General features: G+C 70.2%; 18 protein-coding genes and 1 tRNA gene. 11 read left to right on the forward strand and 8 right to left on the reverse strand.

Features of this window, described 5'->3' with window-relative positions; all coding sequences use genetic code 11:
* Window positions 1–78: 78 nt before the first annotated feature.
* Window positions 79–1,308: a L,D-transpeptidase gene (locus QM714_RS01790; RefSeq protein WP_415097029.1), complete on the forward strand. Its 1,230-nt coding sequence runs from the start codon at window positions 79–81 to the stop codon at window positions 1,306–1,308.
* Between the two features lie 152 nt (window positions 1,309–1,460).
* Window positions 1,461–1,994: a DUF3145 domain-containing protein gene (locus QM714_RS01795; RefSeq protein WP_415097031.1), complete on the forward strand. Its 534-nt coding sequence runs from the start codon at window positions 1,461–1,463 to the stop codon at window positions 1,992–1,994.
* A 22-nt stretch (window positions 1,995–2,016) separates the two neighbouring features.
* Here QM714_RS01795 and QM714_RS01800 read toward each other — a convergent pair whose 3' ends face one another.
* The 6 genes from QM714_RS01800 to QM714_RS01825 form a co-directional block, all read right to left on the reverse strand.
* Window positions 2,017–3,468: an acyl-CoA carboxylase subunit beta gene (locus QM714_RS01800; RefSeq protein WP_415097033.1), complete on the reverse strand. Its 1,452-nt coding sequence runs from the start codon at window positions 3,466–3,468 to the stop codon at window positions 2,017–2,019.
* Entirely contained in the window at window positions 3,468–4,706 is a 1,239-nt protein-coding gene (locus tag QM714_RS01805) for a beta-ketoacyl-[acyl-carrier-protein] synthase family protein (protein ID WP_415097035.1), read from the reverse strand. Before QM714_RS01805 ends, QM714_RS01800 begins: the two co-directional genes overlap by 1 nt.
* A gap of 79 nt (window positions 4,707–4,785) precedes the next feature.
* Window positions 4,786–5,031, reverse strand: coding sequence for an acyl carrier protein (locus tag QM714_RS01810; protein ID WP_415097037.1), 246 nt, complete (start codon window positions 5,029–5,031; stop codon window positions 4,786–4,788).
* Window positions 5,032–5,099: 68 nt separating this feature from the next.
* On the reverse strand, window positions 5,100–6,113 hold the full coding sequence (locus QM714_RS01815) for a beta-ketoacyl-ACP synthase III (protein WP_415097039.1): 1,014 nt from the start codon (window positions 6,111–6,113) through the stop codon (window positions 5,100–5,102).
* Window positions 6,113–7,297, reverse strand: coding sequence for an acyltransferase domain-containing protein (locus tag QM714_RS01820; protein ID WP_415097041.1), 1,185 nt, complete (start codon window positions 7,295–7,297; stop codon window positions 6,113–6,115). The genes QM714_RS01815 and QM714_RS01820 overlap by 1 nt, the downstream gene beginning before the upstream one ends.
* A 78-nt stretch (window positions 7,298–7,375) precedes the next feature.
* Window positions 7,376–8,575, reverse strand: coding sequence for a PucR family transcriptional regulator (locus QM714_RS01825; protein WP_415097043.1), 1,200 nt, complete (start codon window positions 8,573–8,575; stop codon window positions 7,376–7,378).
* Between the two features lie 114 nt (window positions 8,576–8,689).
* Between QM714_RS01825 and QM714_RS01830 the strand changes: the two genes are divergently transcribed.
* Window positions 8,690–9,676 carry an alpha/beta fold hydrolase gene (locus QM714_RS01830; protein WP_415097045.1) on the forward strand — a complete coding sequence of 329 codons (987 nt, stop codon included), beginning with the start codon at window positions 8,690–8,692 and terminating at the stop codon, window positions 9,674–9,676.
* Window positions 9,677–9,678: 2 nt separating this feature from the next.
* Entirely contained in the window at window positions 9,679–10,158 is a 480-nt protein-coding gene (locus tag QM714_RS01835; protein WP_415097047.1) for a nucleotidyltransferase domain-containing protein, read from the forward strand.
* Window positions 10,159–10,337: 179 nt separating this feature from the next.
* Here QM714_RS01835 and aceE read toward each other — a convergent pair whose 3' ends face one another.
* Window positions 10,338–13,136: a pyruvate dehydrogenase (acetyl-transferring), homodimeric type gene (gene aceE / locus QM714_RS01840; protein WP_415097049.1), complete on the reverse strand. Its 2,799-nt coding sequence runs from the start codon at window positions 13,134–13,136 to the stop codon at window positions 10,338–10,340.
* A gap of 146 nt (window positions 13,137–13,282) precedes the next feature.
* On the opposite strand from aceE, the gene QM714_RS01845 reads away from it, so the two are divergent.
* The 7 genes from QM714_RS01845 (at window position 13,283) to QM714_RS01875 (ending at window position 19,251) form a co-directional block, all read left to right on the forward strand.
* Window positions 13,283–13,738, forward strand: a complete 456-nt coding sequence (locus tag QM714_RS01845) for a DUF3052 domain-containing protein (RefSeq protein WP_415097051.1) — start codon at window positions 13,283–13,285, stop codon at window positions 13,736–13,738.
* Window positions 13,739–13,751: 13 nt separating this feature from the next.
* Complete coding sequence (locus QM714_RS01850) at window positions 13,752–15,389, forward strand: AMP-binding protein (RefSeq protein WP_415097053.1); 1,638 nt, start codon at window positions 13,752–13,754, stop codon at window positions 15,387–15,389.
* A 25-nt stretch (window positions 15,390–15,414) separates the two neighbouring features.
* Complete coding sequence (locus QM714_RS01855) at window positions 15,415–15,879, forward strand: peroxiredoxin (RefSeq protein ID WP_415097055.1); 465 nt, start codon at window positions 15,415–15,417, stop codon at window positions 15,877–15,879.
* A gap of 438 nt (window positions 15,880–16,317) precedes the next feature.
* Window positions 16,318–16,389 (forward strand) — tRNA-Val (locus QM714_RS01860).
* A gap of 39 nt (window positions 16,390–16,428) precedes the next feature.
* Window positions 16,429–17,232, forward strand: coding sequence for a Nif3-like dinuclear metal center hexameric protein (locus tag QM714_RS01865; protein ID WP_415097057.1), 804 nt, complete (start codon window positions 16,429–16,431; stop codon window positions 17,230–17,232).
* Window positions 17,233–17,302: 70 nt separating this feature from the next.
* On the forward strand, window positions 17,303–18,067 hold the full coding sequence (locus QM714_RS01870) for a zinc ribbon domain-containing protein (protein WP_415097059.1): 765 nt from the start codon (window positions 17,303–17,305) through the stop codon (window positions 18,065–18,067).
* Window positions 18,064–19,251 carry a bifunctional RNase H/acid phosphatase gene (locus QM714_RS01875; RefSeq protein ID WP_415097061.1) on the forward strand — a complete coding sequence of 396 codons (1,188 nt, stop codon included), beginning with the start codon at window positions 18,064–18,066 and terminating at the stop codon, window positions 19,249–19,251. Before QM714_RS01870 ends, QM714_RS01875 begins: the two co-directional genes overlap by 4 nt.
* Before the next feature lie 21 nt (window positions 19,252–19,272).
* On the opposite strand, the gene QM714_RS01880 is transcribed toward QM714_RS01875, so the two are convergent.
* A complete protein-coding gene (locus tag QM714_RS01880) occupies window positions 19,273–19,977 on the reverse strand; it encodes an alpha/beta fold hydrolase (protein WP_415097063.1) in 705 nt (234 codons plus the stop codon).
* Window positions 19,978–20,035: the final 58 nt, after the last annotated feature.

Genomic DNA, 20,035 nt, shown 5'->3' on the forward strand with positions numbered 1-20,035 from the left:
CCGGTGCGGCGTCTTGGGTGCGAGCCTCCGAGGTCGGTACTCTGGGGGGTCGGTGACCATCCAAGGGGGACTCTCATCGTGACGCTGGTGCGACGTGCGCTCGGGAGGCGCGGCCTGCCCGTGCTCGGCCTGGTCGGCGTGACCGGGGCCGCGCTGTTGTTGTCGGCCTGCCAGGGGAGCACTCCCACGAGCTCGGCAGAGCCTGCCGGCTCGGGAGACAGCTCCTCGGCCACGCCGGATCCGGCGCCGCCGGTGCGGGTGAGCACCAACATCGGGGCGGCCGCCTCCGCGGTGCCGGTCTCGAAGATGGTGCGGGTCAGCGCCCACCACGGCACGCTGCAGCGGGTCTCCGTGCGCTCCGGCAAGTCGGTGGTGGCAGGCGAGCTCTCCAATGACCACACCTCCTGGTCGGCTACCGGCCGGCTGGAGCCGGCCCAGGCCTATGTCGTCCAGACCGTGGCCCGCAACGCCGACGGCAAGGTCCGCCGGTCTACCGCCCGCTTCCACAGCGAGGCGTTGACCCTGGACCAGCAGACCTATCCATCGGTGGCACCGCTCCAGGGCGAGACCGTCGGCGTCGGCATGCCGGTGATCGTGACCTTCGATGTGCCGGTCACCAACAAGGCGGCCTTCGAGAAGCACATGACGGTCACCAGCACGCCCGCCCAGCGCGGCTCGTGGCGCTGGATCAGCGACAACGAGGCACACTGGCGCCCGGCGAAGTACTGGAAGGCCGGCACCAAGGTCAGCGTGCACGTCGACGTCAACAGTGTCCCGGCCGGCAACGGGATCTACGGCCAAGAGGACCGCGACGTCGAGTTCAACGTCGGTGCGGCCAACATCTACCAGGTCAACGCCCAGACCGACCAGATGAAGGTCTTCTCCAACGGCAAGCTGCTGCGCACCATCCCGATCACCACCGGCAAGCCCGGGTTCACCACCCGCTCCGGCACCAAGGTGATCATCGAGAAGTACCGCACCAAGCGGATGAACTCCGAGACCGTCGGGATCCCCCAGGGCAGCGCCGACGCCTACGACATCGACGACGTCGAATACGCCATGCGGGTGACCTACTCCGGTGAGTTCATCCACGCCGCACCGTGGTCGGTCGGCTCCCAGGGCTACGCCAACGTCAGCCATGGCTGCACCGGCATGTCCACGGCCAATGCCGGCTGGCTCTATGCCATGTCCAAGCGGGGCGACGTCGTTGAATACACCGGCACCGATCGGTGGATGACGTTGACCAACGGGTACGGCGACTGGAACCTCTCGTTCGCCGACTACCGCCAGGGCTCTGCTCTGCACTGACGGTCCTGCACTCGCGGGTAGCCGAGAGAGTCACACCGCTGGCATTCCCGGGCCACATGCGTCACAATGATGCACACAACGTCATATGTGTCACTTGACGATCGTTCGTCACCGCACGAGACCGCTGGGGAAGGCGCATCTCCGCGCTGGTGATGAAGGAGGTCTCGGTGACCGCAAGCGCAGCTGTTCGTCCGACGACGAGGGGCGTTCTCTACGTGCACTCCGCGCCGTCGGCGCTGTGCCCACACATCGAGTGGGCCGTCGGCGGCGTCCTCGGCATGGCCGCGAGCATGCACTGGACACCGCAGCCCGCCCAGTCCGGCAGTTATCGAGCCGAGCTCTCCTGGAGCGGAGGCGCCGGCACCGCCGCCGCGATCGCTTCAGCGCTGCGCGGCTGGAGCCACCTGCGCTTCGAGGTGACCGAGGAGCCCACGCCGGGCAGCGAGGGAGCCCGCTTCTCCTGCACGCCGGACCTCGGCGTCTTCCACGCCGTCACCGGCCTGCACGGGGACATCATGATCCCCGAAGACCGGCTCAAGGCCGCGGTCGTGCGGGCCGCGCTGGGCGAGGGAACGCTGGCGGGCGAGATCGACAAGCTGCTCGGCAAGCCGTGGGACGACGAGCTCGAGACGTTCCGGCACGCCGGTGAGGGCGCCCCGGTGCGGTGGCTGCACCAGGTCGTCTGAACCGCTCTTCTCGCGGGAGGTCCTAGAGCGGGATGTTCCCGTGCGCGCCGCGGCGGACGCCTTGGGCTTGGATGGCGTCGTGGATGGCGTGGGCGATCGCTGCGCGGGTCTGCGTGGGCTGCACCACCTCGTCGACGACACCGATCTCGACGGCCTTCTCCACACCACCGGCGATCCGCTCGTGCTCCGCCGCGAGCTCCGCCTCCACCTGCGGTCGCAGGTCGGGGGAGACCTCGGCCAGGCGACGCCGGTGCAGGATGCGGATCGCAGCCACCGAGCCCATCACGGCCACCTCGGCGCCCGGCCAGGCGAACACCTTGGTGGCGCCCAGCGCGCGTGAGTTCATCGCGACGTAGGCGCCGCCGTACGTCTTGCGGGTCACCAGACTCACCCGGGGCACCACACACTCGCCGAAGGCGTGCAGCAGCTTCGCGCCACGTCGTACGACTCCGTCCCACTCCTGGCCGACCCCGGGCAAATAGCCGGGCACGTCGACCAGCACGATGAGCGGGATGCCGAACGCGTCGCACATCCGCACGAACCGGGACGCCTTCTCGGCGGAGAGCGAGTCGAGACAGCCGCCGAGCCGGAGCGGGTTGTTGGCGACGACGCCCACGGTGCGGCCGCCGAAGCGCCCGAGAGCGGTGACGATGTTGGGGGCCCAGCGCTGGTGCAGCTCCTGCATGGTGCCCTCGTCGAGCACCGCGTCGACCAGCGGGTGGACGTCGTAGGCGCGCTTGGGGGACTCGGGGAGGTAGGCCGCCAGGTCACGGTCGACCACCGCGACCACGTCGAGGCTGCCCTGGGCGCCTAGCAGCGAGGCAAGATCACGAGCCCGCTGCAGAGCGTCGGCCTCACTGTCGCTGAGCACGTGCACGACCCCGGAGCGACGGCCGTGCGGCTCGGGTCCGCCCAAGCGGAGCATGTCGACATCCTCGCCGGTGACTGAGCGCACCACATCGGGGCCGGTCACGAAGATCCGCCCGTCCGGGCCGAGAATGACGATGTCGGTCAGGGCGGGGCCGTAGGCCGCACCACCCGCGGCCGGGCCGAGCACCACCGAGATCTGCGGGATGCGGCCCGACGCCTGGGTCATCGCCTGGAAGACCCGGCCGACGGCGTGCAGCGAGAGCACCCCCTCGGCGAGGCGGGCGCCGCCGGAGTGCCACAGACCGATGATCGGAACGCCGTCGGTCATCGCCCGGTGGTAGGCGTCGACGACCACAGCGCAGCCCTGGTCGCCCATGGCGCCGCCCATCACGGTCGCATCGGAGCAGAAGGCGACGACCGGGGTGCCGTTGACCCGCCCGACAGCGGCGAGCATGCCCGAGTCGTCGTCCGGGGTGATCAGCTCCAGCGTGTCCGGGTCCAGGAGCGCGGCCAGTCGGTGCCGGGGGTTGCGTGGGTCCTGCTCGCGGGGCAGTTTGGCCGGGCGAGGGGCGGGGACCTCCTGGTCGGTGGCGGTCGCGGTCATCACACGCTCCCGAAGGCGACGGCGACGTTGGCGCCGCCGAACCCGAAGGAGTTGTTCAGGGCCGCGATGTCGCCCTCCGGGAGGGGGCGGGCCTCGGTCGGGATGTCCAGCTCCACCGCTGGGTCGAGATTGTCCAGGTTGATGGTGGGCGGGCTGGTGCGGTCGCGGAGGGCGAGCACGGTGGCGATCGCCTCCAACGCACCGGCGCCGCCGAGCAGGTGCCCGGTCATCGACTTGGTGCTCGTGACCACACAGTCGTCGACCGCGGCACCGAGCACGTGGTGCAGCATCAGCCCCTCGGCGATGTCGCCCTGCGGGGTCGACGTCGCGTGCGCGTTGACGTGGCGGACGTCGGAGGGCGCGATGCCGGCTGCCTCGATGGCCTGCCTGATGGCGCGCGTGCCGCCACGGCCCTCCGGGTCGGGTTGGGCGATGTCGTGGGCGTCGTTGCTGATGCCGGCGCCGAGCGCGAGTGCGTAGATCCGGGCGCCTCGGGCGCGGGCGTGCTCCTCGGACTCGAGGACCAGCACGCCGGCGCCTTCGCCCAGCACGAACCCGTCGCGTGCGACGTCCCAGGGCCGGGACACGGTGGTCGGGTCGCCCTGGTTCTTCGAGAGCGCCATCATGTTGGCGAAGGCGGCCATCGGCAGCGGGTGGATGGCCGCCTCGGTCCCGCCGGCGATGACGACGTCGGCGCGGCCGAGCGCGATCATGTCGATGGCCATCGCGATCGCCTCGTTGCCCGAGGCGCACGCGGAGGTCGGAGCGTGTACGGCGGCGCGCGCGGTGTAGGCCAGTGAGACGTTGGCGGCCGGGGCGTTGGGCATCAGCATCGGCACCGCGAGCGGCGAGACCCGGCGGGGTCCCTTGTCTCGGAGCGCGTCGTAGTTGCCGAGCAAGGTGGTGACACCACCGATGCCCGACGCGATGCTCACGGCGAGGCGCTCGGGCACCACATCGGCGCCATCGAGGCCCGCGTCGGCCCAGGCCTCCTGTGCGGCGACCATGGCGAACTGGGAGGAGCGGTCGAGGCGGCGTGCCTTGACCCGCTCGAGGATCTCGGTGGGCTCGACAGCAACCCGACCGCCGATCTGGACGGGCAGGTCGGCGGCCCACTCGTCGGTGAGGTGCCGGACACCGGAGGTGCCAGCGAGAAGTGCGTGCCAGGTGCTGGGGGCGTCACCGCCGACGGGCGAGGTGACGCCGAGGCCGGTGACGACTGCTCGGCGAGAGGTCATGGGTGACTGGTGTCCGATCCGTGAGGTGGTGAGGGGTGTGGTGGCGGCGGGACTCCCGCCGCCACCAGCGGAGGTGCGGTCAGCCCTGGGCGTTCTCGATGAAGGCGACGGCGTCACCGACGGTCTTGAGGTTCTTCACCTCGTCGTCGGGGATGGAGACGCCGAACTTCTCCTCGCACGCAACGACGACCTCGACCATGGAGAGCGAGTCGACGTCGAGGTCGTCCACGAACGACTTGTCGAGCTGGACGTCGTCGGCGTCGATTCCCGCGACCTCGTTGACGATCTCGGCGAGGTCTGAGCGGATCTCTTCGGTGGTGGCCATGTGGCTTCCTTCTCTTTCTGTGGTGGGTGATCTGTCGGTGGTCGATTTGGGTGGTCGATCTGGGGTGGTCAGGGGACGAGGACGACCTGAGCGGCGTACGCCAAGCCGGCGCCGAACGCGATGAACAGGGCGAGGTCGCCGCTCTTGGCTTCGCCGTCGGCGATCATCCGGTCGAGGGCGAGCGGGATGGAGGCGGCTGAGGTGTTGCCCTGCTCGGCGATGTCGCGGGCGATGCGGACCCCCTCGGGCAGCTTCATCGCCTTGGCCATGGCGTCGATGATGCGCATGTTGGCCTGGTGGGGGACGAAGACGTCCAAGTCGTCGGCAGAGACGCCGGCTCGATCCAGCGCCTGCTGGGCGACCTTGGCCATCGTGAAGACCGCCCAGCGGAAGACCGGGTTGCCCTCCATGATCAGGTGCGGCATCTGGCCCGATCCGGGCTGCTCGGGGGTGCCGACGACGTCACGCCAGTCCTCTCGCTGCCGGATCAGGTCGAACTGTTCGCCGTCGGAGCCCCACACGACGGGGCCGATCCCGGGGGTCTCACTCGGCCCCACGACCGCAGCCCCGGCGCCGTCGGCGAAGATGAAGGCGGTGCCCCGGTCGTAGACGTCGGTGAGGTCGGAGAGCCGCTCGACGCCGATCACCAAGATGTGCCCGGCGCTGCCGCCCCGGATCAGGTCCGAGGCCATCGCGACGCCGTGGCAGAAGCCGGCACAGGCCGCCGAGATGTCGAAGGCCGCGGCTTGGTTGGTGCCCAGCTCGTGGGCGATCGCGGTGGCTACGGCGGGGGTCTGGAGCAGGTGGCTGACTGTCGCGACGATCACGCAGTCGATCTGCTCGGCACTGACTCCGGCGCGCTCGAGCGCGATGCGCGAGGCAGCGACCGACATCATCTGCACGGTCTCCTCCGGGGTGGCCCACCGGCGCTGCCTGATGCCGGAGCGCTGCTGGATCCACTCGTCGCTGGAGTCGATCGCGTCGATCACTTCGGAGTTGGGAATCACGCGGGAGGGCCGATAGGTGCCGATGCCGAGGATCGCGGCGTGCGGCGCGCCCACCTGGGGAGTGATGGTGGTCATCAGGCGGTTCCCTCCGGGTGCAGGCGGACCAGCGGCTGGCCTGGTGAGACCAGGTCGCCGTCCTCGACCAGCCACTCGACGACCTGCCCGCCGTGGGGGGCAAGGACCTTGGTCTGGTCGCGGAGGCTGGCCACGGAGCCCACTATGGCACCGGCAGGCAGCACATCTTGCTCACGCGCGGTGTCGTCGAGGCGGAACGTGCCCTTGGCGGGTGAGACCACCATCCGCCAGGTGGGGGTGGTGTCGATGACCGACGGCTCGCCGTGCCGCTCGCAGAAGGCGCGCGCGTCGTCGAGCTGGTCGGGGGTCTTGAGCGCGAAGGTCTCCACGCCCTTCATCGCGCGGCGGGCGATGCCGGTCAGGGTCCCGGCCGGCGGCATCTCCAGCAGGCCGGTGACACCGAGGTCCAGCATCGTCTCCATGCACAGGTCCCAGCGGACGGGGTTGGCGATCTGCCCGACGATCCGCGCAACCACCTCACGGCCGTCGTGGACGACCTGACCGTCCTTGTTCGAGATCACCGGGGTGCGCGGATCGTGGGTCGACACCGAGCGCGCCAGACGGGCGAGGTGGCCGACGGCCGGCTCCATGTGTCGGGTATGGAAGGCGCCGGCGACGCTCAACGGTGCCAGCCGTGCCTTGGTCGGCGGGTCCTCGGCGAGTGCCGCGAGCTGCTCAAGGGTCCCGGCGGCCACCACCTGTCCGGGGCCGTTGTCGTTGGCCGCGGTCAGGCCGTGCCGCTCGATGGTGGCCAACACGTCTTCGCGGTCACCGCCCAGCACCGCCGTCATCCCGGTGGGGGTGGCCGCAGCGGCCTGGGCCATCGCCTTGCCGCGCTCGCGGACCAGCACCATCGCCTGCTCGGCGGTGATCACTCGGGCGCCGGCCGCGGCGGCAAGCTCGCCGACGCTGTGTCCGGCCACGCCACCGATCTTGCTGAAGGCGTCCGCGGGGTGCGGGAACAGCTCCAGCGCGGCGAGCAGCGGGGTGGCGACCAGCAGCGGCTGGGCGATCTGGGTGTCGCGGATGGTGTCGGCGTCGGCCTCGGTGCCGTAGTGGGCGAGGTCGAGCCCCGCCACGGTCGAGAGCCACTCCATCCGGGAGGCGAAGACGGGATCTTCGAGCCAGGGAATCAAGAAGCCGGGGGATTGGGCGCCCTGCCCGGGCGCAACGATCACGAGCACGAGTCCACTGTGCCGAACCTCGGGGAAGGAGGCGGACTGCGAGACGCACGAAGGCGGCCCTAGATCTTTGTAGGAACCCTACAAAACATCGTCCTCCGGGGAGCGGCCCGACTGGCGGCCCAGCACCAGTGCGATCTGCAAGGTCAGCGCCGCCCGTGGATCGGTCGGAGAGAGGCCGGTCAGATCGGCGACCTGACGCAGGCGATAGCGCACGGTGTTGGGGTGCACGAACAGTGCCCGGGCGGTGCCCTCGATGGTGGCGCCAGAGCGGAAGTACGCCCCCAGCGTGCCTGCCAACGCACCGCGAGCGCTGACCAGCGGCAGATAGACCTCGTCGACCAGATGTCGCCGGGCGTGACCATCACCGGCCAGGGCGCGCTCGGGGAGCAGCTCGTCGCTGCGCACCGGCCGCGGTGCCTCGGGCCAACCGGCGGAGGCGCGGTACGCCGCCACGGCCGACCGCGCGGACACGTGCGCACTCTGGAGGTCGTCGGCCAGCGGCCCCACCACCACCGGTCCAGGGCCGAACAGGTCGACCACGGTCCGCGCCGCGACGAGGGGGTCCACCACCCCGCCGAGCACCACGGCGAGCCGGTCGCCCTGGATGGCGCAGAGCGCGTCCATGTCCAGCTGCCGTGCCAGACGTCGTACCTCGTCGAAGATGTCCGTCGCAGCGCGCTGCACCGGCGTCGGGCCGAGGACGACGACGACCGACCCGTCGGCCGTCCAGCCGAGCGCGGAGGCGCGGGACAGCACGCCCTCGTCGGTCTCCGAGCGCAGCACCGCGTCGACGACGAGGGCCTCCAGCCGGGCGTCCCACGCGCCGCGCACCTCGGCCGCCCGGGCGTACACCTCCGCCGTGGCGAAGGCGACCTCACGGGCATAGCCGGAGATCGCACGATGCACGTCCGGAGCGTCGGCCACCTCCACGATGCCGTCGACGTTGTTCTCGACGACCTCGATGCTGAGCCGGATCAGGTCCACGGTCTGCTGCAGCGTGATCACCCGGGTCAGCGCCCGCGGTGCGGCGCCGAAGACAGTCGCCGCGATGGCGCGATCGCCTGGCGAGCCCGCTTCGTGGACATACCAGTCCACGAAGCTCTTGATGCCGGCCTGGACGATCAGGCCCACCCAGGAGCGCTCCTCGGCGGACAGCGAGCGGAACCAGGTCATCTCGGTGTGCATCCGGGTCATCGCGGTCGTGCTGAGGGCTCCGACAGCCCGCTGCAGCGCCGTCGCGGCACGCTCGCGAGAGGGCGCGACGGGGTCTGCGGACACGTGGGAAGGCTACAAGAGTCGGCGGGCCGCTGTCGGACGGCGAGGGCAGCGTGATTGACTGACGCCACTTCACGACGGGTCAGCGGATCCGGCGTCAGATCATGGGGGTCGAGCGTGGGCTGTGCCGCCGAGCAGGCCACCGGGCAGGTGCGCTTTGCGACCGTGCACGGGCACCGCCGCGCCTACGTGCGAGCCGGTTCGGGTCCGGCGCTGCTGTTGCTGCACGGCCTCGGCTGCGATCACACCACCTGGGCGCCGGTCGTCGAGTCGCTGGCTCGTCGCTTCACCGTCATCGCTCCCGATCTGCTCGGTCACGGTCAGTCGGCCAAACCGCGGGCCGACTACAGCGTCGGGGGCTATGCGAACGGCATGCGGGATCTGCTCGCGCTGCTCGAGATCGAGCGCGCGACGGTCGTCGGGCACAGTCTCGGCGGGGGCGTCGCGATGCAGTTCGCGTATCAGTACCCCGAGCTCGTCGAGCGACTGGTCCTGGTCGCGCCCGGTGGGTTCGGCCCCGAGGTCACCGCGGCGTTGCGTGTCGTCACCACGCCGGGGTTCCACCAGGTCGCCGGTCTGTTGACCCTGCCGGGGCTGCGTCATGTCGGCGTGCACGGCTTGCGCGTCCTTGCTGGCTCGGGACTGGCGGGCGCCCGTGACTTGGGCGAGGTCGCGACCATCTTCGACTCGATGAAGGACGCGCGCACCCGCACCGCGATCCGGCACGTGGCGCGGGCGGTGGTGGACTGGCGGGGTCAGATCATCACGACCAGCGATCGGGCCTACCTGACCGACGACATCCCGATGTGCGTGATCTGGGGTGAGCAGGACCGGGTGATCCCCGCGAAGCACGCCGAGACGGCACGGACCCTTGCTCCACACGCGACGGTGGCGCTGGTGCCCAACGCCGGCCACTTCCCTCACCGGGACCATCCCCAACGGTTCGTGAAGATCCTGGGCGACTTCGTCCGACGGACCCGACCGGCGCAGTTCGACCGGGACGAGTGGCGCGCGCATCTGCGCCGCGGTGGCGACATCGAGTTGCACCGTGCCCAAGCGGGCCACGCGCCCGTGCAGCCGCTCGACCACGTCCCGACGGCCTGACGATGCGCTGGGCCGACGTGCGGATCGTGCTGGACGGTCTTTCCGAGCGTGGGGTGACCTACTGGGCCGCCGGAGGTTGGGGCGTGGCCGCCCTGGTGGGCCGGCAGACCCGGGAGCACCGCGACCTGGACCTGCTCGTGGATGCCGAGGCGATGCAGCGTTGCCTCGACCTCCTCACCGAGCTCGGCTACCTCCCCGAGACCGACTGGCTCCCGGTGCGGCTCGAGCTCGCGGCCGGCCATGGCCGCTGGGTCGACGTGCACCCGGTCGTCCTCGACGAGGAGGGCAACGGCGTCCAAGCCGGCCCCGACGACACGACGTACGACTATCCCGCCTCGGTCTTCACCATCGGCCACATCCGCGACCGTGACGTCCCCTGTCTCACCGTGGCGCACCAGCGCCTGCTGCACGGCGGCTATCCACCGCGCGAGCAGGACCTGCACGACCTCGCCCAGCTCCGCCGCGTCGCTCCCGCGGAGTGACGGACTCTGCGCCGCCGCTCCGGTCCCGTCTGCCGCGGTGTTGTCGTGGGCGAGGGGCCGGTATACGGGCCACTTTGCCACCATAGGACCGCGGGAGACGCAGTAACACCGCGGCAGCCACCACCCACCTGCCCCGACGGGCGACGGCGGTGCTCATCCGTCGGCTGGCCCGACCCGGGTCAGGCGTCGCCACCTTCCTGCGCAACACCACGGACGGCGGTGGGGTCGTCGATGCGGTACTGCGTGAAGGCCTTGCTGACGACCTCGGCGGGGACCTCGCCGGCGTCGGCGAGGGCCTGGAGGGCCTGGACGACGACCGACTCGGCATCGATGTTGAAGAAGCGCCTCGCGGCGGCGCGGGTGTCGGCGAAGCCGAAGCCGTCCGCCCCGAGGACGCGGTAGTCGCGGGGCACCCAGCGGGCGATCTGCATGGGGACCGCGGTCATGTAGTCGGAGACGGCCACGACCGGGCCCTCGACGTTGGCCAGCTTGGTGCTGACGTACGGCGTGCGGCGCGGCTCGTCGGGGTGGAGCAGGTTCCACTTCTCCACGGCGCCACCGTCGCGGGCCAGCTCGTTCCACGAAGTGACCGACCAGATGTCCGCCGCGACCCCCCACTCGTCGGCGAGCATCTGCTGCGCCTGCTGGATCCAGGAGAAGCCGATGCCGCTTGCTAGCAGCTGGATCCGCGGGGCGCCGTCGGGGAGACCCGCAGGCGGCACGGCCACGTGGTAGAGGCCGCGCAGCAGCCCGTCGACATCGAGGTTCTCGGGCTCCACCGGCTGCGAGATCGGCTCGTTGTAGACGGTCAGGTAGTAGACGACATCCTCACCGTGGGGATGCTCCTGCGAGGAGCCGTACATCCGCCGCAGCCCGTCCTGGACGATATGGGAGACCTCGTAGGCGAGCGCCGGGTCGTAGTGCACGACGGCCGGGTTGGTCGCCGCCAGCAGCGGCGAGTGTCCGTCGGCATGCTGCAGCCCCTCTCCCGTCAGCGTGGTGCGACCGGCGGTCGCTCCGATCAGGAACCCTCGGGCCAGCTGGTCGGTCATCGCCCAGATCGAGTCACCGGTGCGTTGGAACCCGAACATGGAGTAGAAGATGTAGACCGGGATCATCGGCTCGCCGTGGGTGGCGTACGACGACCCGGCGGCGATCGCGGAGGACACCGATCCGGCCTCGGAGATGCCCTCGTGGAGCAACTGGCCCTGGGCGGACTCCTTCCAGGCCAGCAGCAGCTTGCGATCGACCGACTCGTAGGTCTGCCCGTGCGGGTTGTAGATCTTCGCGGTCGGGAACATCGCGTCCATGCCGAACGTGCGGAACTCGTCCGGGGCGATCGGCACGATGCGCTGTCCGATCTCCGGATCGCGCATCAGCTCCTTGAGCAGACGAACGAAGGCCATCGTGGTGGCCACCTTCTGTTTGCCGGAGCCCTTCTTCAACTCGGCATAGACCTCGTCGCCGGGCAGCTTGAGCGGCCGTGGGTTGACGCGGCGTTCGGGCACCGGGCCGCCGAGCTCACGGCGGCGGTCGCGGAGATACTCCAGCACGTCGCTGGGCTCGCCGGGGTGGTAGAACGGCGCCGAGCCGTCAGCCTCGTAGGCCTCGTCGATCTCGCGGTCGCTGACGGGGAGCTCGAGTCGATCGCGGAACTGCTTGAGTGCGCCGGTGTCGAGCTTCTTCATCTGGTGGGTGGCGTTCTTGCCCGCCAGCGCGTCGATGGTCCACCCCTTGACGGTGTGGGCCAAGATCACCGTCGGCTGGCCGACGTGCTGCGTGGCGGCATGGAACGCGGCGTACACCTTGCGGTAGTCGTGGCCACCCCGCGGGAGAGCCTCGATCTGCTCGTCGGTGAGGTGCTCGACCATCGTGCGCAGCCGGGCGTCTCCGCCGAAGAAGTGCTCACGGATGTAGGCGCCAGACTCCACGGAGTAGGTCTGGAACTCACCGTCTGGCGTGCTGTTCATCCGGTTGACCAGCACGCCGTCGACGTCGCGGGCGAGCAGGTCGTCCCACTGCCGACCCCAGACGATCTTGACGACGTTCCACCCGGCGCCCCGGAAGAACGCCTCGAGCTCCTGCATGATCTTGCCGTTGCCGCGGACGGGACCGTCGAGCTGCTGCAGGTTGCAGTTGATGACGAAGGTGAGGTTGTCCAGCTCCTCGCGGGCGGCCAGACCGATCGCGCCCAGCGACTCCGGCTCGCCCATCTCGCCGTCGCCCAAGAACGCCCAGACGTGCTGCTGGGAGGTGTCCTTGATGCCGCGGTTGTGCAGGTAGCGGTTGAACCTCGCCTGATAGATCGAGTTCAGGGCGGTCAGCCCCATCGACACCGTCGGAAACTCCCAGAAGTCGGGCATCAGCCGGGGGTGAGGGTACGACGACAGGCCTTGCCCGCGGCCGTGCTGGACCTCCTGCCGGAAGTGACCGAGCTGCTCGGCGGTGAGCCGCTTCATCAGGTAGGCGCGGGCATATATGCCCGGCGCGGCATGACCTTGGATATAGAGCTGATCGCCACCGCCGTGGTGATTCTTGCCCCGGAAGAAGTGGTTGTAGCCCACCTCGTAGAGAGAGGCAGCCGACTGATAGGACGCGATGTGACCGCCGACCTCGAGACCCTTGCGGTTGGCCGAGGAGACCATCACGGCGGCGTTCCAGCGGACCAGCCGTCGGATCCGCCGCTCCATGTCCTCGTCGCCGGGGAACCACGGCTCCCGCTCCGGCGGGATGGTGTTGATGTAGTCGGTGCTGCTCAACGCAGGCACGCCGACCTGCTGCTCCCGGGCTCGCTCCAAGAGGCGCAGCATGACGTAGCGAGCCCGGTCCCGACCACGATCGGAGACCATCGCGTCGAAGGAGTCGACCCACTCGTGGGTCTCGTCCGGATCGATGTCAGGCAGCTGGGTGGGCATCCCCTGGTGGATGACCGTGCGGCCCGGGCTGTGGTGGGAGGCGCTGTGGTTGGTCACCGCCACATCGTCCCACGGTCGGGCCGGGAGCCCAACGGGCCTTGCGCACGGGCAGGGTTCTCCGGTGGACTACTGCCACCGATGCGCTGCCGACCGGCGTGCGCAGTGATGTTGAGCAGGCCCGCGGAGGCGGCGGGGCAGGAGGTGTCGCAGTGAGCGCCACGGTGGGTGGAGGCTCCGCACAGGCGGGCGGAGCAGGACCCAACGGGCTGGCGGGTCCCGGGGCCAGGCTGGGGTTCAAGCCCGCCATGGTGGTCCAGGAGCTGGGCTGGGACGACGACACCGACGACGATCTGCGGATGGCCGTCGAGGATGCCCTCGACGCCGACATGGTCGACGGCGACTACGGCAACGTCGTGGACGCCGTGCTGCTGTGGTGGCGAGCCGAGGACGGCGACCTCGTCGACGGACTGGTCGACTCGCTGACCGACCTGGTAGGCGGCGGCGTGATCTGGTTGCTGACCCCCAAGGTGGGCCGATCGGGCGCGATCGAGGCGGCCGACATCACCGAAGCAGCCCAGATCGCCGGGCTGGCCCTGACCACCACCGCTGCGGTCAGCAAGGACTGGGGCGCCACCCGTCTGGTCGCGCCGAAGACGCAGGGCTGACGGCGGCCGCTCGATGCCGCTGCCCTCACTGCCCTCGGGCCGGTTCACCCTGGACGGTCTGCTGGGACGGGCAGTGACGGTCGGCGTCACCGCCAAGGTGCTCACCGAGTCCCGGGTCATTCGACCGACCAACCCGCTCACCTTGGCGGCGATGAGCACGGCGCTGCTGCGTTGGGGGACCGGCCCCGCCGGAGGCTTCGCCACCCTGCCCCTGCGAGCACCCGACGCTGTCGCCCTGATCGACGAGATCGGCCAGCTGACCTATGCCGAGCTGCACACGCGCAGCAATGCCCTCGCGCGTGCCCTCGCCGCGCGAGGGGTCGACGGCGGCGGTCGGGTGGCGCTGCTGTGCCGCAACCACCGCGGCTTCGTGGAGGCGACCATCGCCGCCGCCAAGCTGGGCGCGGATGTGCTCTTCCTCAACACCGGCTTCGCCGGCCCGCAGCTCGCCGGCGTGATCGAGCGGGAGAACCCGACGGTGGTGGTGCACGACGAGGAGTTCGCCGACCTGCTCGCCGGGGCGGAGATGGGCGCGACGCTCGTGGCGTGGCGCGAGGAGGGCGATCACGACGGTCTCGGCGCCGTCGCGTCGTCGTACCTCACCGACGATCTGGCCCCACCGAGCAGGGCCGCACGGTTCGTCATCTTGACCTCCGGCACGACCGGCGAGCCCAAGGGGGCAGCCCGCGACGAGGTCGGCATCGGCGCCGCCGTGGCGCTCCTCGACCGGATCCCCCTGCGCTACGGCTGGCGGCTCCATGTGGCCGCCCCGCTGTTCCACACCTGGGGGCTGGCGAACATGGGTCTCGGGATGCTGTTGTGCTCGCCGATCGTGCTGCGCCGGCACTTCGACCCCGTCGACTGCCTGCGGGCGATCGAGGACGAGCAGTGTGCGGGCCTGATCGTGGTGCCGGTGATGCTGCAACGGATCCTCGGTCTGCCCGACGACGTGCTCGACCTGCACGACGTCAGCTGCCTTCGCGCCGTGGTGGCCTCGGGTTCCGCGCTGCCGGGCGAGCTGGCGACGGAGTGGATGGGCCGCTTCGGCGAGAACCTCTACAACGTCTACGGCTCGACCGAGGTCGCCTATGGCAGCATCGCCACCCCGGATGACCTGCGCATGGCGCCGGCGTCTGCCGGCCGGTCGCCGCACGGGACGGTGGTGCGGATCGTCGACGAGGACGGTGAGCGCCTGCCGCCCGGAGTGCCCGGACGTATCTTCGTCGGGAACTCGCAGGTGTTCGACGGCTACACGGGCGGGGGCAGCAAGCAGATGCTCGACGGGCTGGTGGAGACCGGCGACATCGGTCGGATCGGGCTCGACGGTCGCCTCTACGTCGAGGGCCGAGACGACGAGATGATCGTCTCCGGGGGAGAGAACGTCTTCCCGTCCGAGGTCGAGCGCTGCTTGGCGCGCCATCCCGGCGTGGACGAGGCGGCGGCGGTCGGCGTCTCGGACGACGCCTATGGCCAGCGACTGGTGGCCTATGTCGTGCTCACCGACCCCGAGGTCACCGAGGAGGAGCTGCGCGACTGGGTGCGGGCCAACCTCGCGCGCTACAAGGTGCCGCGTCGTGTCGTCTTCCTCGACGAGCTGCCCCGCAACGCCACGGGCAAGGTGCGCAAGGTCGACCTGCCGCCGAGCTCCTGACCGTCGCTTTGACAAGATGCCATCCATGAGTGGATTGACCATCGGCGGACCGGCGCCCGACTTCACGCTGCGCGACCAGTTCGGGCAGGACGTCACGTTGTCGTCGTTCCGCGGGTCGAAGGCCGTGGTGATCTTCTTCTTCCCGTTCGCCTTCTCCGGGGTGTGCACCGGGGAGATGTCGGGCATTCGCGACCGACTCGACGAGTTCATCACCTTCGACACCGAGGCCGTGGCCGTCTCCTGCGACCCGATCTACTCTCTGCGCAGTTTCGCTGACGCCGACGGGCTGAACTTCTCGCTGCTCTCCGACTTCTGGCCGCACGGCAGCGTGGCGAAGGCGTACGACGTCTTCGACGAGCGGGTCGGCTGCGCCCAGCGGTCGTCGTACATCCTGGACAAGGAGGGGATCGTGCGCTGGTCGGTGCACAACGCGATGCCCGACGGCCGCGACCTAGGCGAGCACCTGACGCAGCTACAGGCGCTGTCCTGAAGCGCTGTCCTGGAGCGTCGCTCGAGGTCCTGAATCGGAGTGGTCTGGACCACATCGGAGATTTTTCGCCGGATTCGGCGGGAATGCTTGGCGTCGGCCCGACGTCCGGGCTACTGTTGGTCTCGTTGAACCGCTGGTGACCCGAGACGCCAGCGGTTCGACTCATTTCTGAGGGTTCTGCAGGGGTGCCGACCCCGACCTCGCCGTGGCCTCGGCGCGGAATTCCTACGGTTTCCGTCGCGAACCGCGCGAAGTGATGTCGGGATCGGTCCACGAACCCCGCGGGAAATGTGGAGATAGCACTTGATGTGCCGGCGATGTCGTGTACCGTTCTTCCTGTCGAGCCGCTGGTGACCCGAGACGCCAGCGGCTCGACCTATTTCCACCCCGGCCATCTCTACCCAGGCCGGCCGGTAGGCTGACCCGCCGAGTGGCACGGGGCGCATAGCTCAGCGGTAGAGCACTGGTCTTACAAACCAGCGGTCACAGGTTCGATCCCTGTTGCGCCCACTGCTCCCGATGCTCGACGGCACTGCGTAGCCTGCGGCTATGCCGTTGCTTTGCGAGGTCGTCGACCTGATCCATGGCTGGTATCCACCGTCGACGGCCGAGGAGTGGGACGCGGTCGGGTTGGTGTACGGCGACCCTGCGGCCGAGGTCGGCAAGATCCTGCTCGCCGTGGATCCAGTGGGGCCGGTGGCCGAGGAGGCTGCCGACTTCGGCGCCGACCTGCTGGTGGCCCACCATCCGCTGTTCTTGCGTCCGGTTCATGGCTTCCCGGCGACGACGCCGAAGGGGCGGACCCTCAAGCACCTCTCCGATGCTGGTTGTGCGCTGCTGGTCGCGCACACCAACGCCGACCTCGCGCCCGGTGGTGTCTCGGAGGCGCTGGCCACGGCCCTCGGGCTGGCCGAGCAGGAGCCGATCGTCGTCGCCGACGCCGATCTGGGCAGTGGCACGGGGCGCGTCGGAGTGGTGCCGCCCACCACCCTGCGGGAGTTCGCCGCTTTGGTGGCGGCGGCGCTGCCGGCGACCGAGCATGGTGTGCGGGTGGCCGGCGACCCCGATCGACCGGTGTCGAGGGTCGCGGTCGTGGGTGGTGCCGGCGACTTCCTGTTGGACGCGTTGGCGACGAGCGGGGCTGACGTCTATGTCACCAGCGACCTGCGCCACCACCCGGCCAGCGAATTCCTCGAGAAGGGTGGCCCGGCGCTGGTCGACGTGGCCCACTGGGCGGCCGAGTGGACCTGGTTGCCGGTGCTGGCGACCCGGCTTCAGGACGCCTTCGGCGACCGGGTCGAGACCCGGGTGAGCACCATCGTCACCGACCCCTGGACCTTCCGGGCGCAGTGACGACCGACCGGCGCGGCCGGCCCTCGCGCTGCGGGCGGTACGGTTGCCGCGAGCATTCCCCGCACGGCACATGGATGAGGAGCCGACGCTGAAAGCCGATCCGTTCGCCCAACTGAGACTGCTGGACGTCCAGGAGCTCGACTCCCGCGCGGACCAACTGCGTCACCAACGCGGCTCTCTTCCCGAGCTGGCCGAGATCGCAGACCTGCGCAAACAGCGGGCCGGACTCGACGCCGAGCTCGGGCCCGCCCGCGACCGCGTCGAGGATCTGCTCGTCGAGCAGGAGAAGGTCGACGCCGACGTGGAGTCCGTCAAGGCCCGTCGAGCCCGCGACCAGCAGCGGATGGACCAGGGCCTGATCAGCAATCCGAAGGACCTGGAGCGGATGAGTCACGAGCTGGTCACGCTGGAGCGCCGGATCAGCGCCCTGGAGGACGACGAGCTCGAGATCATGGAGCAGGTCGAGGAGGCCCAGGGCGCGTTGGCATCCCTGGAGTCGCAGGCGGTCGCCGCGGACGAACGTCTGGTCGCGCTGGCGCGGTCGCGAGACGAGAAAGCCGCCGACATCGACGCGAATCTGGCCGCGCTGGCCGCGGAGCGTGCACCCATCGTGGCGGGGCTGCCCGACGACCTGCTGGCGCTCTACGACAAGCTCCGTGCCGCCAAGGGCGGCGTGGGTGCGGCCGCGCTCCGCGCCCGTGAGTGTGGAGGCTGTCGGCTCACCCTGGACAACGCCGAACTCGCCGTCATCAAGGCGGCAGCGACCGATGAAGTGATCCGCTGTGAGGAGTGCCAGCGGATCCTGGTCCGCACCTCGGAGTCGGGGCTGCGATGAGCGAGATCCGCTCGGTCGTGATCGAGGCCGACGGCGGCTCGCGCGGCAACCCCGGCCCGGCGGCGTACGGCGCGGTGTTGAAGGACGCACGCACCGGCCAGGTGATCGCCGAGGACGGCACCGTCATCGGGGAGGCGACCAACAACGTGGCGGAGTATTCCGGTCTGATCGCCGGCCTGCGGCTGGCCGAGGAGTTCGCTCCGGGCGCCGAGATCGAGGTCCGGATGGACTCCAAGCTCGTCGTGGAGCAGATGTCGGGCCGCTGGAAGGTGAAGCACCCGTCCATGCGACCGCTGGCGGTCGAAGCCAATCGGCTTGCCCCGCCCGGGACGAGGTATGTCTGGGTCCCGAGGGAGCGGAACGCTCATGCAGACCGGCTGGCCAACGAGGCGCTCGACGGAAAGCGACACGGGGTCACCGTGGCCGGCCGCGACTCTGAGGGCGGAGACGAGCCTGCGGAGGGTGACCCACCGGCCGCCTCACCGCTAGGGCTGAGGGGGTGGTCGCGTGCCGGCGGACAGCCCACCACGCTGCTGTTGGTGCGACATGGCGTCACCGCCCACACGCTGGAGAAGCGATTCTCTGGCGGACTCGCCAGCAGCAACCCCGCGCTGAGCGAGGAGGGCCGCGCCCAGGTGCGTGCCACGGGGGAGTGGCTCCGCCCCGTCTCCGAGGAGATCACGACCGTGGTCGCCTCCCCGGTGCGGCGTGCGTTGGAGTCGGCCGAGATCCTCGCCGAGCAACTGGGTCGCGGTGTTGCGGTCGACGCTGGCTTCGCCGAGATGGAGTTCGGCGCCTGGGACGGCCTCACCTTCGCCGAGGTCGCCGAGCGACACCCAGCCGAGCTGGATGCCTGGCTCGGCTCCCTGGACACCCGGCCCGGCGTGCACGGCGAGTCCTTCCGGACGGTGGAGCAGCGGGTGCTGGCCGCGCTCCAACGGGTGATCGACAGCCACGCCGGAGAGACCGTGGCGGTCGTCAGCCACGTGACGCCCATCAAGACCCTGGTCGCCCGCGCCCTGCAGGCTCCCCTCGATGCCGTCTATCGGATGGAGCTGGCCCCGGCGTCGGTCAGCGTGGTGTCGTGGTTCGCCGACAGTCCCGAGGGCGATCAGCCGATGGCGAGCCTGCGGCTGTTCAACGCTCGACCCACCGAGGAGGCGTTCCGCGCCAGCCTGCGCTGACCGGCCAGCGCGGCCTGCTGGTCAGGAGCGGCCTGCCTCGGTCAGGATCACCTCACCCAACCGATCCGGTTGGGTGAGCTGGGGCCAGTGACCGCCGGGAAGATCGACGTAGGAGACATCGCGGATCCGGGTGAGCTCGGCGACCGCCGACTCGCCCGAGTCGATCCACTCCCGGAGCTGGGCGGCTGTGTATTCGGGACAGACGGCGGTGGCCGGCACGGCGTACCGCCGCTCGTCGACGAGCCGGACCGGCGTGGTCAGCACCGCCTCCGGCACCGGGATGGCCGCGTCGTAGAACGCAGTGAGCTGTGCCGGCTCGAAGTCGACGACATTGGCCTCCTCGCCGACCTCGGCCCAGTCTGGCATCAGCACCTCGCCGTCCCGCGCCGGCAACCCGGTCAGGAGGGGTGTCCCATTGGCCGCGGGCCAGCCGCCGACGAGGACGATGCGGGCGATCCGGTCAGGGCGCGCGTCGAGTGCGGCGTAGGCGATTGCGCAGCCGGCCGAGTGACCCACCAGGAGCGCCGGCTCCTGGGCGTCGTCGATCGCCTGCACGACCGCACCGACGTGGTCGGCCAGCGCGATGCCGGACCGGTCGGCATCCTTGGCCTCCATCCCAGGCAGGGTCAGCGGGTGCGGCCGATGGCCGGCGTCGGCGAGCAGGGGAACCACCTGGTCCCAGGTGGAGGCGTTCAGCCAGAGGCCGGGAACGAGGATCACGTCCATGGGGTGCTCCTTCGGTCAGATGTGACGTCGTGACCCATGCTGCCTCCGACCACCGACA

Source organism: Nocardioides sp. (assembly GCF_047602075.1).
Classification (GTDB): Bacteria; Actinomycetota; Actinomycetes; order Propionibacteriales; family Nocardioidaceae; genus Nocardioides.

Bases quoted from the DNA above. Each gene is read 5' to 3' on its own strand.
- QM714_RS01795 (WP_415097031.1), top strand. From the start codon at position 1,461: ATGAAGGAGGTCTCGGTGACCGCAAGCGCAGCTGTTCGTCCGACGACG.
- QM714_RS01800 (WP_415097033.1), bottom strand. From the start codon at position 3,468: ATGACCGCGACCGCCACCGACCAGGAGGTCCCCGCCCCTCGCCCGGCC.
- QM714_RS01805 (WP_415097035.1), bottom strand. From the start codon at position 4,706: ATGACCTCTCGCCGAGCAGTCGTCACCGGCCTCGGCGTCACCTCGCCC.
- QM714_RS01810 (WP_415097037.1), bottom strand. From the start codon at position 5,031: ATGGCCACCACCGAAGAGATCCGCTCAGACCTCGCCGAGATCGTCAAC.
- QM714_RS01815 (WP_415097039.1), bottom strand. From the start codon at position 6,113: ATGACCACCATCACTCCCCAGGTGGGCGCGCCGCACGCCGCGATCCTC.
- QM714_RS01835 (WP_415097047.1), top strand. From the start codon at position 9,679: ATGCGCTGGGCCGACGTGCGGATCGTGCTGGACGGTCTTTCCGAGCGT.
- QM714_RS01850 (WP_415097053.1), top strand. From the start codon at position 13,752: ATGCCGCTGCCCTCACTGCCCTCGGGCCGGTTCACCCTGGACGGTCTG.
- QM714_RS01855 (WP_415097055.1), top strand. From the start codon at position 15,415: ATGAGTGGATTGACCATCGGCGGACCGGCGCCCGACTTCACGCTGCGC.
- QM714_RS01865 (WP_415097057.1), top strand. From the start codon at position 16,429: ATGCCGTTGCTTTGCGAGGTCGTCGACCTGATCCATGGCTGGTATCCA.
- QM714_RS01870 (WP_415097059.1), top strand. From the start codon at position 17,303: ATGGATGAGGAGCCGACGCTGAAAGCCGATCCGTTCGCCCAACTGAGA.
- QM714_RS01875 (WP_415097061.1), top strand. From the start codon at position 18,064: ATGAGCGAGATCCGCTCGGTCGTGATCGAGGCCGACGGCGGCTCGCGC.
- QM714_RS01880 (WP_415097063.1), bottom strand. From the start codon at position 19,977: ATGGACGTGATCCTCGTTCCCGGCCTCTGGCTGAACGCCTCCACCTGG.